Genomic DNA, 13,328 nt, shown 5'->3' with positions numbered 1-13,328 from the left:
GACTCCTGCGCCACGCGCCAGGGCCGGCGCACGCCGCCGAGCGCTTCGGCGACGGCCAGGCCGGCCTGCAATCCGTCCTCGTGGAAGCCGGCGCCGAAGTAGGCGCCGCAGAACCAGGTGCGGCGCTGGCCCTGCAGCTGCCACAGCTGGCGCTGCGCGGCCATGGCCGCGGCATCGAACAGCGGGTGGTCGTAGACCTCGGTGCGGATCAGGTGCTTGGGCCGCGGGGCGATCGCGGGGTTCAGGGTCAGGAACAGCGGCTCGGCCGCCGCGCCCTGCGGCAGGTGGGGCTGCAGCCGGTTCATCCAGTAGGTCACCGTCGGGGCGGCTCCGCTGCCGCGCGTGCCGAGGTAGTTCCAGCTCGACCACACGGCGCGCCGCGCCGGCATCAGGGCGGGGTCGCGGTGCAGCACGGCCAGGTTGCGGCTGTAGGGAAGGGCACCGAGCAGGGCCTGCTCGGCAGCGGTGGGTGCGTCGAGCAGTGCGAGCGAGCGGTCCGCATGGGTGGCCAGCACGACCTGGTCGAAGCGCTCGGGCCACCAGCCGGCGTTGGTGCGAAGCCGCACACCCGCCGGCTCGCGATGCAGTTCGAGCACGGCCCGGTCCAGCTGGAGGCGGTCGGCGAAAGGCTGGCTGAGGCGCCGCACGTATTCGCGGCTGCCGCCCACCACGGTGCGCCATGTGGGGCGGTCGCTGACCTGCAGCAGCCCATGGTTCTCGCAGAACCGCACAAAGGCCGCGACCGGGTAGCGACCGACCTGCGCCGCCGGCGTGGACCAGATGGCCGCAGCCATCGGGTAGAGGTGGTCGTCGCGAAATGCGCGGCCATAGCCGTGGGCATCGAGGTAGTCGTCGAGTGCCTGGTCGCCTGCCACCTGCGCATCGCGCGGTGCCTCGCGGTAGAACCGCAGCAGGTCGCGCAGCATGGCCCAGAAGCGGGGGCGCGCCAGATTGCGCTTTTGCGCGAACAAGCCGCGCAGGTCGGTGCCGGCGTATTCGAGCCCACCGGCGTCCAGGCTCACGGCGAACGACATGTCCGAGGCCGCGGTCGGCACCGCCAGGTGCTGGAACAACGCGGTGAGGTTCGGGTACGCGGGCTCGTTGTAGACGATGAAGCCGGTGTCCACCGGCACGCTGCCGTGCCGGCCCGGCGCGTCCACGGTATGGCTGTGGCCGCCCAGCCGGGGCTCGCTCTCGAACACCGTGACCTCGTGGCGCTGGGACAGCAACCAGGCGCAGGACAGGCCCGCGATGCCGGTGCCGACGACGGCGATGCGCTGGCCGGAGGACACCGAAGCAGGCATCGGCAAGGCGGCAGGCAGGGCAAGCGGGGCGAGAGGAGGCAGCATGGGGGAGCCTTTGGCGAGTCTTGCTGCCTGTACGCAGGAAATGGTCATTTGGATTGCCCGCGTGTCGCTGCGATGATCCGAACGCCGCTCCTTTGCGTATGACAGGACATGGCCGCCGCCCCCGATCCGTCCAACCCCTCTGCGGGCACTCCGGTGCCCCGCAGTCGACGAGCGTCCCTCTTGACCGTGGTCTCCCTCGATTCGCAGCCGTCTCCCCGCCCCGACGATCTCTGGGCCCAGGCGATGGTGGCTGTGGCGCAGCAGCAAGACCGGGACGCGTTCGCGCAGCTGTTCTCGCATTTCGCGCCGCGCATCAAGCACTACCTGATGCACAGCGGCAGTCCGGCCATCCAGGCCGAGGAACTGGCCCAGGAAGCGCTGGTCACGATCTGGCGCAAGGCCGCGCTGTTCGATCCGGCCCGGGCGGCCGCCACGACCTGGATCTTCGCCATCGCGCGGAACCTGCGCGTGGACGCGCTGCGGCGGCGCCAGGGTGTGCAGTCGTCTGAAGACGCGTTCGACTTCGACCTGCTCCCCTCGGACGACCCGGCCGTCGAAGACCAGCTGCACGACGCGCGCCTGAACGAACGCCTGCGCGGCGCGCTGCGCCTGCTTCCGCCCGAGCAGCAGCAGGTGCTGCATCTTTCCTATTTTGAAGACGCGCCGCATGCCCGCATCGCTGCCCAGCTGCGCATTCCGCTGGGCACGGTGAAGTCGCGCGTGCGCCTGGCGGTCGCGCAGCTGCGCCGCCTGCTGGAACATTGATGATGGACATCCGACACCACCCCGACGACGACCTGCTGCTGGCCCGGTCCTCCGGCCACATGCCCGCTGGCATGCGACTGGTTCTGGCCAGCCACCTCGAACTGTGCCCGCTGTGCCGCGAGCGCGCGCGCGCACTCGATGCCGTGGGCGGCATCCTGCTCGACGACCTGGCGGCCGCCCCCCTGGCCGACGACGCCCTGGCGCGCACCTGGGCCCGGATCGAGGCGCACGAAGGCGCTGAACCCGCCCCCGTGCGGGTCAGTGCGCCCCCACCGCTGCCGCCCGGCGCGCGCTGGCCGCGCGCGCTCGCGCATTGCAGTGCCACGCCCTGGCGCTGGATCGGCCCCGGCATGCGCTGGAGCCGCGTGACAGTGCCCGAGGCCCCGGACGCCAACGTCTTTCTTCTGCGCATCGCGGCCGGCAAGTACCTGCCGCAGCACACGCACCAGGGGCAGGAGTTCACGCAGGTGCTGCATGGCCGCTTCCACGATGGCCGGGCCTTGTTCGGCGCCGGCGATTTCGATGCGGCCGATGCCGAGATCAACCACCAGCCGGTGGTCCAGGACGGCAGCGAGTGCATCTGCCTGGCCTCGCTGGACGGCCGGCTGCGCTTCGACGGGGCTATTGCGCGTTTCTTCGGCGCGCTGGTCGGGATGTGAGGCGCGCCGCAACCCACGCCGACACGCCGCTCACGGCCGTGCCCCAGGCCAGGTCGGCGGCCGTGACAGCCCAGGGCCAGTCGCGCAGCGTGGCCTGGTTCGTCAGGTCATAGGTCGCGTAGGCCACGAGTCCGAGCAGCGCGCCGCGCCGCCACGCCACTGCGGGCTCGCCTGCCTCCAGTGCCGGCGCGATCGCCAGGACGACCAGGCCGAGCAGGTAGAGGGCGTAGAACAGCGCCGCCGCCGTCCAGTCGATCTGCGGTGCCATCAGCGCACCGAGCGCGGGCTGGTACAGGCGCGGCCCCATGACCGACAGCCAGACGGCATCGAGCACCAGAAAACACACGAGCGCCCCGAGGTAGGCGGCAAGCAAGGTACGCGGGGATGGCTTCATGGGGTGCTCCGTGCAGAGGTCAGTCGGTAGCTCAGCTGGTGGTCGCCCTTGGTGTCGGCGTCGAGCCCGATCCAGCGTTTGCTGTCGGCGGCGTACCAGATGCGGATGCGCTGCTGCGCCACCCGCGTGCACGCACGGGCTGACCGCGGACCTCGAGGGTCGCATCGGGCAGCGGTTCGAAGCGCACCGCCTCGACCTTGCCCGTCTGCGGATCGATCAGGCGCTGCTGTTTCACCAGCCGGGGATTCCAGTAGGCAAAGCTCATCAGGCAGTCGCCGTCGAAACGCTGCGCGACCTGCTGGCGGGTGCCGTCGTCGTCGGTCTCGGTGCGCAGCTCGCGCAGGCAGTCGCCGGCCCAGCGCTCCTCGGCCTGGTGGCGATAGCGGTACACAGGAATGCCGAGCACGCGCACGGTGAACAGGGCACGGCTGTCGACGCTGCGCGCCGCCGCCGTGCCGTCGACGACAAAGCGATGGGTCCCGATCGGCTTGCCGTCGAGCGTGGCGGTGAAGTGCCATTCGCCCGCTTCCTCGTCAGCTTCCTGTGGCGCGGCCAGGCAGGTCGCCTGCGCCAGCATCAGTCCCAGCATCAGCCCCAGGGCGCGCTGCTTCATGGACGCGCGCCGCGTCGCGGCGGCCAGGGAATGAAGGCGCTGGTGCGTGCCGCGTAGCTGCGGTAGGCCGGCCGGCGCTCGGCAATGTCGTGCTCCAGCAGCGCCACGCCCGACACCTTGAGCAGCAGGCCGGTCATGAGCAGCGGAGACACCAGGCACCACGCCACCGCCCCTCCGCCTGCAGACAGCGCGGCCAACCCGAGGCCCCACCAGACGCAGGCCTCGCCGAAGTAGTTGGGGTGGCGGGACCAGGCCCAGAGGCCGCGGTCCATCACCGCATCTTCGCGGCGCGGGCCGCGCAGGAAACGGGCGAGCTGCGCGTCGGCCACGGCCTCGATGAGCACGCCGCCGCCGGTCAGCAGCAGGGCCAGCCCATCCAGCCAGGACAGGGGTGACGGGTGCGCGAACGCGGCCAGCAGCGGCCAGCCGACGGCCCATGCCAGCACCGCCTGGAGCCCGAACACGAGGTAGAGGCTCTTCAGGCCGAAGTGCGGTTCGTTGCGCGCACGCATGGCCTGGTAGCGGCGGTCTTCGCCGTGGCCCCAGTTGCGACGCCCGATGTGTAGCGCCAGTCGGCAAGCCCACAGCAGCAGCAGCGCGAGCATCCAGGCGCTGCGGGCGTCGAGCAAGCGGGCGTGGGCGCCAGCGTAGGCCAGCGCTGGCGCCGCGATCATCAGGGGCCAGATCCGGTCCGCCAGGCTGGCGTCGCGCACCCCGATGCTGAACACCCAGACCGGCAACGCCACGCAGAGGGTGATCGCCAGACCCAGGGCTGCGAGCGACAGCATCACCGTTTCTCGAACAGGTAGTGACCGACCCACCACTGGCCGCCCTCGGCGTAGCCGAACAGCTCTTCCACCGAGATGAAGAAGAGCCGCCAGCGGGTCCACCACACGGGCGCGTCGCGCTCTCCGTAGACGGCGACCAGCAGGGGCATGAGGGTGGCCCGCCGGGCGTCCATGCGCGCCAGCCAGGCGGCCGAGGTCCGCGCGTAGTGGCGGCCCTCCCAGCGCCAGCGCTGCAGCAGGCGCAAGTCGTCCTGGCAGCGCAGGGCGAGATCGTCGCTCGGCATCATGCCGCCGGAGAAAAAGTGGCGGCTCATCCAGTCGCTGGCATCGCGTGCCTCGAACGGGTAGGGCGCTTCGCGGTGAACGAAGACGTGCATGAAGAACCGTCCCTGCGGTTTCAACCAGCGGGCCACGTGCGAAAAGGCGCGCGGCCAGTTGCGCAGGTGCTCGAACATCTCCACCGACACCACCCGGTCGAAGCGCTCGCCGGTCTCGAAATCATTGAAGTCGCAGGTGATCACCTCGAGGTTGCCCAGGCCACGCGCGGCGGCCTCGGCCGTGATGAACAGCCGCTGCGAGTGCGAATTGGAGACCGCCGTCATGTGGGCGCGCGGAAAGTGCTCGGCCATCCACAGGCTCAGCGAACCCCAGCCGCAGCCCAGCTCCAGGATGCGCTGCCCATCCGCCAGGCCGGCACGTGCGCAGGTCTCGGCCAAGGCTGCCGCCTCCGCCTGCTCGAGCGTCTGCACCCCTTCAGGCCACCAGCAGCAGCTGTACTTGCGGTGGGGGCCCAGCACGCCGGTGAAGAACGCGGCGGGCAGTTCGTAGTGCTGCTCGTTGGCTTTCTCGGGCAGCAGGGCCAACGGCTCCTCCCGCAGCCCATCGAAAAATGCCTCCGAACGCAGGGCGACGGCTTCCGGGTTGCCGCTGTCCAGTTCGACCAGGCGCTGGCGCAGCAGCCGCCGCACGCCCAGCCGAACGGCGCCGTCGGGCACCAGGCCTTGTTCAACCCAATGGATGGCAGCGGAGGTACTGGAGGATTGGGGCATGGCGGTGGGTGCAGGAGGAGGGTCTCCTCTTCCTACGCCACGCCGGCCGCAATGGATCACTGTGCGTCGGCTTCAGCGCATGGGGAATGAGGCGATGGTGCGAAGTACGGCGGTCGAACACCTGGCGGCGTCACAGGCCAGACCCACGATCTCTGGACACACTGGACATGCACAGCGACAGCTGCGAAGCGGACGTAGTTGTGCTGGTCAAGGTGGGTGCAACCATCCGGGAGCTATCCAGCGAACCGGGTGGGGCACATGACCCCAGCAGGTGATTTCGGTGAGCCGGTCTTCGTCGATACGGCCGTCGCACTGTTCTCGGCGCGTGTCGGCTCGGTCACCGAGGCGGCTGCACGGGCTGCGCCAGCTGCTCAACATCAGCTGCGCCCGCCAGCGCCTGCCGCTCGAGGCGGCCTTGACCAGCGACCATCTCTACCCGCTGGTGCACTACGCAGCCCACGGCCAGGCGGTGACGTTCCGCGGCGAGCTCGCACTGCGCCAGCAACTGGAGAACCAGACGATCGTTGCGCTCCCCTTGCGCGACCGCGAGATGAACGAGCGGCATTTCGAGGTGCAGAGCATGGCCGGTCGGCGCCTTCCCGATGCGGCGCGCGCTTTCGTCGAACACCTGCGCGAAGTGCTTTGCGCCTGACGCCAGGCACGCGCGCATCCAATGCATGAGGGCCGACGGGACTTTCCCCGAGGCACCTCGTCATGAAGGCCGGGCATACTCGCGCGCCCCTCAAATTTCCATAACAACAACGCCAAGAAAAGAACTTCATGTCAGGACACGGCTTTCACGTGCACGGCCCGCACGACCACGAACTCGAACACGCCGCTTCCAGTGGTCACGGCCACGGCCATGACGCAGCGGCTTCTCCCGCCGAGGGCATGAGCACGACAGGAAAGATCGCCGTGATCACCGCGGCCATCGCGACCGCGGGTGCGATCTTTTCGTACATGGGCGGGGCCACGCAGGCCAACGCCGGCCTCTACAAGAACAACGCGGCCATCAAGAAGACCGAGGCTTCGAACCAGTGGAATTACTTCCAGTCGAAGAGCACCAAGCAGGCGCTGGCCGAGTTCGCACGCGACACCGCCACCGACGACGGCCGCCGGCAAGGGTGGGAGAAGAAGGTCGCGCGCTACGAGCAAGAGAAGACCGACATCCAGGCCGACGCAAAGAAGCTGGAGGACGAAGCCAGCCGCTGGGACGTGCAATCCGAGGAGCAGATGCACCAGCACCATCGCTGGGCGCAGGCCACCACGGTGTTGCAGGTGTCGATCGCACTGGCGGCCATTGCGCTGCTCACGCGGAAGAAGTGGGTGGAGCGCGCCATGTACGGTGTGGCGGCTGCGGGCGTGGTGATCGGCGCACTGGCAGCGCTGCATATCTAGGGCTTTGCGCCCCATGCAGGCAACCGGTCTCCCACACCGAGCGGGGGCAGGGATGCCGCGGTCGTTTCAGCGATCTGCAGAACAGCTTAGGCCGCCAACGCCAACGAATGCTGTTCCCAGTCCCCGCGCTCCAGCAAGGCGGTCATCGAAGAGACCGGCGCGTGTTCGCGCACGGCCGGAATGATCTTGTCCGCCTCGTCCGGTGACCCGACGAGCACCGCGCCGACGAGATGGCCCTCGGCGACCACCAGCTTGCGATAGATGCCCTGCGCGGGGTCGGACTGGGTCAGCTCGAACTCGCCGGGCCGCGTGGCGTGCACGGAGCCCGCAGAGCGGACGTCGATGCCCGAGACCTTCAGCGCGGTCACGGGCACATGGCCACGATAGACGCGCTTGCCGCCGAGCGCATTGACGGCCGCGATCTCTCCCTGCTCGGCAGCCACTGCCCACAGGGGGATCGAGTGGCCCTCGAACTCGGCCACGTCGCCTGCGGCGTAGACATGGGCGGCACTGGTGCGCATCTGTGCGTCGACGACGATGCCGCGGCCGAGCGTCAGGCCGGCCGACTCCGCGATGTCGACATTGGCGCGCACGCCGGTGCACACCACGACCACATCGGCGGGGAGCCGGCGTCCGTCCTTCAGCACGATCTGCGCCACGCGGCCCTCGCTGCCCGGCTCCAGTTGCGCGGCGTCGGCCTCGGTGATGACATGGATGCCCTGGGTCGCCAGGTGCGCTTCCAGCAAGGCGCTGGCCGGCGTGTCGATCTGCCGGTCCAGGATCTGGCCGCTGTTCGACAGCACCTGGACCTGCGCCCCGAGTTGCGCCAGTGCCTGCGCCGCCTCCAGACCGAGCAGGCCGGCGCCCAGAACCACCGCGGAGGTGCCGTGGAAGCGCTGCATGTAGTCGCGGATGGCCATCGCGTCATCGGCGTCGCGCAGGACAAAGCTGCCTTCGATGCCGTAGCCGTCGAGCGGCGGGACCCACGCCGAACTGCCCGAGCACAGGATGAGCCGGTCGTAGCCCAGCGTGTCTCGCGTGGCCAGCGTGAGCTCGCGGCGCTGCGTGTCGACGCTCGATACATGCGTGTTGAGCCACGCGGTGACACGGTGCTCGGCATACCACTGGTCGGGGAGCAGGTGCAGGCCCTGGACGCCGGTCGGCATGCTGATCAGCTTGGCGATGGCCATCCGGTTGTAGGCGTTGTGGTTCTCGCGGCCGATGAGATGGATCTCGCAGTCGGGGTGGCGACGGCGCACATGGTCGGCCGCCGTCAGGCCGGCCACGCCGTTGCCCACGATCACGACGCGGCGGATCGTCGGGTCGAAGGGCACGACCTCGGTCTTGCGTGTTTCGCGCGCCGCCGGGGCCGCATCCCGCTTCAGGTCGATGCGGATGGGCCCTGCATTGCGGACACGGGCCATGCAGGCCAGGCGGGTGCCGTCGGCGCAGCCGAGCCGGGCCAGCGTCGCCCGTTCGTCGCTGCCCATGGGGGCGAGCCGTTCGCCGCCCGCCACGACGGCGATCGGGTCGGCGCCGCACACGCCGGAACGGCAGCCGGCGTTGATGGGCGCGCCGCAGTCCTCGAGGGCTTCGAGCAGTGTCTGGCCCTTGCGCAGGGGGGTCTTCGTGCCGGCGGGGTCGATGCAGAGTTCTGCAGGCTGCGGGGACGCATCCGCCGGCGTGGCAGGTCCGGTCTCGTTCGCCGGCAGGGCGGCAGCCGGTGCCTTGCGCGCGGGATCGCTCGGGCTGCGGTGCAGCCGCATCGTCTCGATGAAGATCGGTGCCAGCCGGGCACCGTCCCTGACGCCCTTGCGCAATTCACGGCGCAGGAACAGGCGCTCGACCTGCAGCGACCGCGCGATCCACGTCAGGCTCGCGATGATGGTCAGGCCGCGCAACGTGGCGACGACTTCGGGGGCGATGGACATTCCGCTCAGGCTGCTCAAGGTGCTGACGATCAGCGGGGCGGTGAACCAGTAGTACAGCGAGAACGCGGCCGCCGCGAAGAGCACCGGCGAGACATTGCGCGTCTTGCTGCCCAGCATCTCGATGAGGTTGAAGAGCGTCAGGCTGGCGGCCATGTAGACCAGCATCTGCATGACCGTGGAGACCGGGCCGATCTCGCTGGGTGAAGGCACGAGGTAGTAGCCGAGGATCAGGCCCGGAAAGAGGCCTGCGAAGAAGCTGCGGAAGTTTCGGTACGCCGGGTTCGGGTCGTACTGGTCGGCCAGATACGCCGCGCCGGGGTTGAGGTCGTAGCAGTTCTTGGCGCAGCCCACGCACGGTTCGCAGTGCGTGTTGGCGATGCGGATGAACGGTGTCTGGCCGTACAGCCGCTGCACCGGAAGCAGGGGACAGATGCTGCTGCACCAGCCGCTCTTGCCCTTGAACAGCAACCCGCCGATGAGCGCTGCGCCCATGGCTGCAGCCAGCAGGCCGGCGGTGGCCATGCCGTTGCCGTTGAAGAGCAGCTTGCGTGCGACGACCGCGGAGATCAGCAGGCCGATGCCGATCGGAAACGCTGCGCCCTGCGACAGGCGGCGGCTCGTGAGTGCCCGAGTGATGCCGAGCCTGCGGGGGATCTGGTTGATGGCGGCCAGCGGGCAGATGTTGCGCCACAGCCCGGGCGCCAGCATGAAGACGAGCGGCAGCGAGGGCACGATCAGCCCCCAGAACAAGGGCATGGTCGTGGCGGGTCGAAGTGCCAGCATCACGGCGAGGGCCAGGGCCGAGAGGATGCTCACCACGCGCAGTGCGCGCCACACCGCTTTCGGCACGATGGTCGGCAGCTGCATGAAATTGGCGAAAACAATGGCGGGAGAGGGCTTGAACATGGGTCGGTGGTACCTGCGTGAGAAGGTGTCGCCATTCATGCCCCGGGGGGACGCTGCGACAGTGGTGGCGCCATCGGTGGGTGATGGGGCTCTGCGAGTGATCGGATTCTGGCCAGCCGCACGTCTTAAGGTTGCTATCTTGTGTGCGGCACGCTTACGAGTCTGAAGACGCCGGGCTCAGGTATTCAGGCGGTAGCCGACCCCGCGGATCGTCCGGATGATCTGTCGCCCGAGCTTGCGCCGCACGTTGGACAGGTGCACTTCCAGGGCGTTGCTTGTCGGGGCGCCATGAATCCCCTGCACCAGCAATTCCACCTGGGCCTTGGGGACCGTGTGATCGAATCGCAGCGCGAGTGCCTCCACCAGGTTCCATTCCCGCTCGGTCAGCGCGACAGGCATGCCGCAGCGGACCGTCGTCCGGTTGCCCAGGTCGAACTCGACGTCGCCGCAGCGCACACGCGGCGTTGCCAGACCGGCGGCGCGGCAACGCAGGGCCCGCACCCGTTCGGCCACCAGCTCGGGGCGGCACGGCATCAGCACGAAGTCGTTCGCGCCCGCGCCGAGGGCCTCGGCGGGTGCGGTCGGGCGAGGTGCTCCCACCATCAGCATCAGGACCGGTGTCGTGATGTGCTGCAGCCGCAACGACCGGACCCAGTCGAGTCCCGATCCGTCGGGCAACTGCGAGCAGACGAGCAGCACGTCGTAGGACTCGTTCTCCAGCATATCGATGTCGCCGAGGCGATCGACGCTGTCGATCAGGAAGCCGTCCTTGCGCAAGTGGGTGAACAGGCCGTCGTCGACCCGTGCGCGATCCTGAACCAGAAGCAGTCGCATGGCGTCACCTGCATGTTCGGCATCGTCATGGCCGCAAGCAGTCACTGGTGCGGTCGGTACGTGCCATGGCATGCCCCTTTCAGCCGGTCTTTCGGAAGAACATTCGCTTCGTCATGGGCGAGCCGGCGTTCTCTTGGACACGGAGACGGGCGCCGCACTGTCGACCGGGGTGCGACCGTGGGTCGCAAGCGCGGCATCGATGGCGTTCAGGTCCTCGGGCAGCAGCGTGCCGTTGGCCTGCCGCAGCTTGAGATTGCCGAGCAGCACCGAATAGCGCGCCACCGCCAGGTCGCGCTTGGTCTGGAAGAGCTGGCTCTGCGCATTGAGCACGTCGATGTTGATGCGCACGCCCACCTGGTAGCCCATGCGATTGGCCTCCAGTGCGATCTGGCTGGAGACCTCGGCGGCTTCCAGCGCTTTCACCTGGCCGGCTGCCGACACCAGTCCCAGGTAGGTGGCCCGGGTGGCCTGCGCGACGCTGCGGCGCGTGGCCTCGAGCACCGAGCGGGACTGGTCTTCGAGCGCCAGCGTTTCCCGGACGCGGTTCTCGATCGCATAGCCGGCAAACAAGGGCAGGTTGAACGCGACGCCCACGGTGAGGGCCTTGATCCGCGAGCGGCCCGGCGTGGTGCTGGTGCCCTGGGGGTTGTTCGTGACGTTGTAGCCCAGGGTCGCATCGAGCGTGGGCAGGTGACCGGCCTGGGCCTTCTGCACCTCGAGCCCGGCCACGTCCAGGCCCAGCCGGGCCTGCTGGATCGCAGGGTGTGCGGCATCCGCGTGCGAGGTCCAGACCTCGATGTCGGCGGGCGCGAGCGGGGGCAGCACCACGGGCGCCGCCAGCGGCACGGGCACGCTGCCGCTGCTGCCGACGAGTTGGTCGAGCACGATCTTCTTCACCTGCAGGTCGTTCTCGGCGGCGATCTCCTGCGCAATCACCAGGTCGTAACGGGCCTGCGCTTCGCGCGCGTCGGTGATGGTGGTGGTGCCGACTTCGAAGTTGCGCTTGGCCGATGCCAGCTGCTCGGCCACGGCGACCTTCTGCGCGCGCACGAGGGACAGGCTGTCCTGGCTGGCGAGCACGTCGAAGTAAGCCTGGCTCACGCGCACGATGAGGTCTTGCTCGGCAATGGTGAGCACGGCCTGCGCCACTTCGGCCTGGCGCTGGCCCTGCTCGTAGGTGGCCCAGTTGGCGGGGCGGTACAGCGGCTGCGTGGCGTTGATGCCGACGTTCTGGGTGTTGAACCCGCGCGTCGTCGCACTGCCTTCCGTCGAGAGGTCCTGCCGGGTGTGCGAGGCAGCGGCCGAGAGCCCGACCGAGGGCAGGATGCCGGCCTTGGCCTGCGCGGCACGCGCCAGGTTGGCCTCGTACTGGGCCCGCGCGCCCTGGTAGGTGGCGTCGTAGCCGCGTGCCGATGCGTAGATCTCGACCAGGCTCTGGCCATGGACGGGGAACGCGAGGACCGCTGCGAACACGGCACCGCATGCCAGGACGAGACGCTTCCCGGTGAATGACGCTTGCGCGTACCGTCCACCGGGTGGGGGTCGGCGCAGGCGCTGATTCAGACCGTGCTCCGATGGTCGGCCGGCGAAGTGGTGCTGCCCGCGCGGCGAATCGCGGCCGGGCTGCGATCGACATGCAGGATGGAACTCACGATCTGCTCGGGCGCCGCCAGTGCCGGCGCCATCGACCAGCGGTCATAGGCGTCGTTGCCGATGCGCACCATGCCGGTATGGCGATTGAGCTCCTTGTCGATCTTCGGGTCCGGGTCGTAGAAGCCCAGGGCAAAACGCACGAGGTCGATGTTGCGCCGGCTCCCGGTCAGGAAAAGCCAACCCGGGTTCACGCTGTGCATCTCGGCGTAGTCGGCCAGGTGCTCCACGGTGTCGATCTCCGGACGGATGGTGATCGAGTACATGAAGATGTCCTTGCCCACCCGATGGGCCAGGCGCTCCTGCACGCGCAGGAGGTTGTTGGTCATGAGCGGACAGATGCCTTCGCAGTCCGCGTACATCATGTTGATGGCGACGATCTTTCCGCGTACCAGGTCGTCGTAGAAGTTCACCGTCGCCCCGGTGTGGGTCTTCAGTTCGACGTTCGGCATGCGACGTCCCGGGCGTGTGGCCGTTGCCAGGGTCTCGGCGGAGGCCGGCAGGCCGAACGCATACAAGGAAGCGGCGCCCAGCCCGGCGAACAAGTGTCTGCGGTGGTTCATGAGAATCTCCTGAAAGTCATCGGCGGTCTTCACACGATGTCGAAGCGAACCATCATCGCGTGGTCCTCGTGGGTGAGGTTGTGGCAGTGCATCAGGTACTTGCCCGAGAAATCGCGGAAGCGCACGAGCACCCGCACGGTCATGAGTTCGCCGACGACGAAGACATCCTTGCGTCCGCGCTCGTTCACGGGAATGGGCAGGCTCACGCCGTTGACGCTCTTACTGAGAACCCGTGCTTCTTCGAAGTGCACGTGGATCGGGTGCTGCCAGCCGTTGTCGGGATTGATGAACTCCCAGATCTCGGTCGCGCCCTTGGTGATCCTGGCTCTGGCCGTGAGCGAATCGAAGAACAGCCCGTTGACGTTCCACATGCCGCTGTTGCGCTGGAACACCCAGGTGCGAACCGGCAGGGCGGCGAGTGCGCTGGCA

14 protein-coding genes are annotated in these 13,328 nt (G+C 68.7%); 4 read left to right on the top strand and 10 right to left on the bottom strand.

The features are described 5' to 3' along the window. Nucleotides 1–1,304, bottom strand: a 1,304-nt coding sequence (locus AAG801_RS33785) for an FAD-dependent oxidoreductase (RefSeq protein WP_341892345.1), incomplete at its 3' end; no start/stop codon positions are given. A gap of 153 nt (nucleotides 1,305–1,457) precedes the next feature. Between AAG801_RS33785 and AAG801_RS33780 the strand changes: the two genes are divergently transcribed. After that, the gene (locus AAG801_RS33780) at nucleotides 1,458–2,114 is read left to right on the top strand and encodes a sigma-70 family RNA polymerase sigma factor (RefSeq protein ID WP_341892344.1); all 657 of its coding nucleotides are present in this window, start codon (nucleotides 1,458–1,460) and stop codon (nucleotides 2,112–2,114) included. Nucleotides 2,115–2,116: 2 nt separating this feature from the next. Further along, nucleotides 2,117–2,773: a ChrR family anti-sigma-E factor gene (locus AAG801_RS33775; RefSeq protein ID WP_341892343.1), complete on the top strand. Its 657-nt coding sequence runs from the start codon at nucleotides 2,117–2,119 to the stop codon at nucleotides 2,771–2,773. On the opposite strand, the gene AAG801_RS33770 is transcribed toward AAG801_RS33775, so the two are convergent. From AAG801_RS33770 to AAG801_RS33755, 4 genes are read right to left on the bottom strand one after another with little or no spacing between them, the layout of a single operon-like run. Continuing rightward, on the bottom strand, nucleotides 2,736–3,167 hold the full coding sequence (locus AAG801_RS33770) for a DUF2177 family protein (RefSeq protein WP_341892342.1): 432 nt from the start codon (nucleotides 3,165–3,167) through the stop codon (nucleotides 2,736–2,738). The two genes, AAG801_RS33775 and AAG801_RS33770, sit on opposite strands and share 38 nt — an antisense overlap. Nucleotides 3,168–3,198: 31 nt before the next feature. Beyond that, nucleotides 3,199–3,780, bottom strand: a complete 582-nt coding sequence (locus tag AAG801_RS33765; RefSeq protein ID WP_341892341.1) for a DUF6134 family protein — start codon at nucleotides 3,778–3,780, stop codon at nucleotides 3,199–3,201. Next, nucleotides 3,777–4,568, bottom strand: a complete 792-nt coding sequence (locus tag AAG801_RS33760; protein WP_341892340.1) for a DUF1295 domain-containing protein — start codon at nucleotides 4,566–4,568, stop codon at nucleotides 3,777–3,779. The genes AAG801_RS33765 and AAG801_RS33760 overlap by 4 nt, the downstream gene beginning before the upstream one ends. Beyond that, nucleotides 4,568–5,617 carry a cyclopropane-fatty-acyl-phospholipid synthase family protein gene (locus tag AAG801_RS33755; RefSeq protein ID WP_341892339.1) on the bottom strand — a complete coding sequence of 350 codons (1,050 nt, stop codon included), beginning with the start codon at nucleotides 5,615–5,617 and terminating at the stop codon, nucleotides 4,568–4,570. The genes AAG801_RS33760 and AAG801_RS33755 overlap by 1 nt, the downstream gene beginning before the upstream one ends. 325 nt (nucleotides 5,618–5,942) lie before the next feature. Between AAG801_RS33755 and AAG801_RS33750 the strand changes: the two genes are divergently transcribed. Both AAG801_RS33750 and AAG801_RS33745 read left to right on the top strand, forming a co-directional pair. Then, entirely contained in the window at nucleotides 5,943–6,269 is a 327-nt protein-coding gene (locus AAG801_RS33750; protein WP_341892338.1) for a LysR substrate-binding domain-containing protein, read from the top strand. A gap of 128 nt (nucleotides 6,270–6,397) precedes the next feature. Next, nucleotides 6,398–7,015 carry a DUF4337 domain-containing protein gene (locus AAG801_RS33745; RefSeq protein ID WP_192195838.1) on the top strand — a complete coding sequence of 206 codons (618 nt, stop codon included), beginning with the start codon at nucleotides 6,398–6,400 and terminating at the stop codon, nucleotides 7,013–7,015. A gap of 86 nt (nucleotides 7,016–7,101) precedes the next feature. On the opposite strand, the gene AAG801_RS33740 is transcribed toward AAG801_RS33745, so the two are convergent. The 5 genes from AAG801_RS33740 to AAG801_RS33720 form a co-directional block, all read right to left on the bottom strand. Next, nucleotides 7,102–9,852: an FAD-dependent oxidoreductase gene (locus AAG801_RS33740; protein ID WP_341892337.1), complete on the bottom strand. Its 2,751-nt coding sequence runs from the start codon at nucleotides 9,850–9,852 to the stop codon at nucleotides 7,102–7,104. A gap of 177 nt (nucleotides 9,853–10,029) precedes the next feature. Next, nucleotides 10,030–10,686 carry a response regulator transcription factor gene (locus tag AAG801_RS33735; protein WP_341892336.1) on the bottom strand — a complete coding sequence of 219 codons (657 nt, stop codon included), beginning with the start codon at nucleotides 10,684–10,686 and terminating at the stop codon, nucleotides 10,030–10,032. A gap of 111 nt (nucleotides 10,687–10,797) precedes the next feature. Then, nucleotides 10,798–12,159 carry a TolC family outer membrane protein gene (locus tag AAG801_RS33730; RefSeq protein WP_341892335.1) on the bottom strand — a complete coding sequence of 454 codons (1,362 nt, stop codon included), beginning with the start codon at nucleotides 12,157–12,159 and terminating at the stop codon, nucleotides 10,798–10,800. Nucleotides 12,160–12,245: 86 nt separating this feature from the next. Then, nucleotides 12,246–12,932 carry an SCO family protein gene (locus AAG801_RS33725; RefSeq protein WP_341892334.1) on the bottom strand — a complete coding sequence of 229 codons (687 nt, stop codon included), beginning with the start codon at nucleotides 12,930–12,932 and terminating at the stop codon, nucleotides 12,246–12,248. Further along, nucleotides 12,929–13,328, bottom strand: a 400-nt coding sequence (locus AAG801_RS33720; RefSeq protein WP_341892333.1) for a multicopper oxidase domain-containing protein, incomplete at its 5' end; no start/stop codon positions are given. The genes AAG801_RS33725 and AAG801_RS33720, both read right to left, overlap by 4 nt.

The organism is Variovorax sp. YR752, assembly GCF_943372545.1.
The sequence above is the reverse complement of the archived record's forward strand: the minus strand, read 5'-3'. Positions and strand labels throughout refer to the sequence as shown.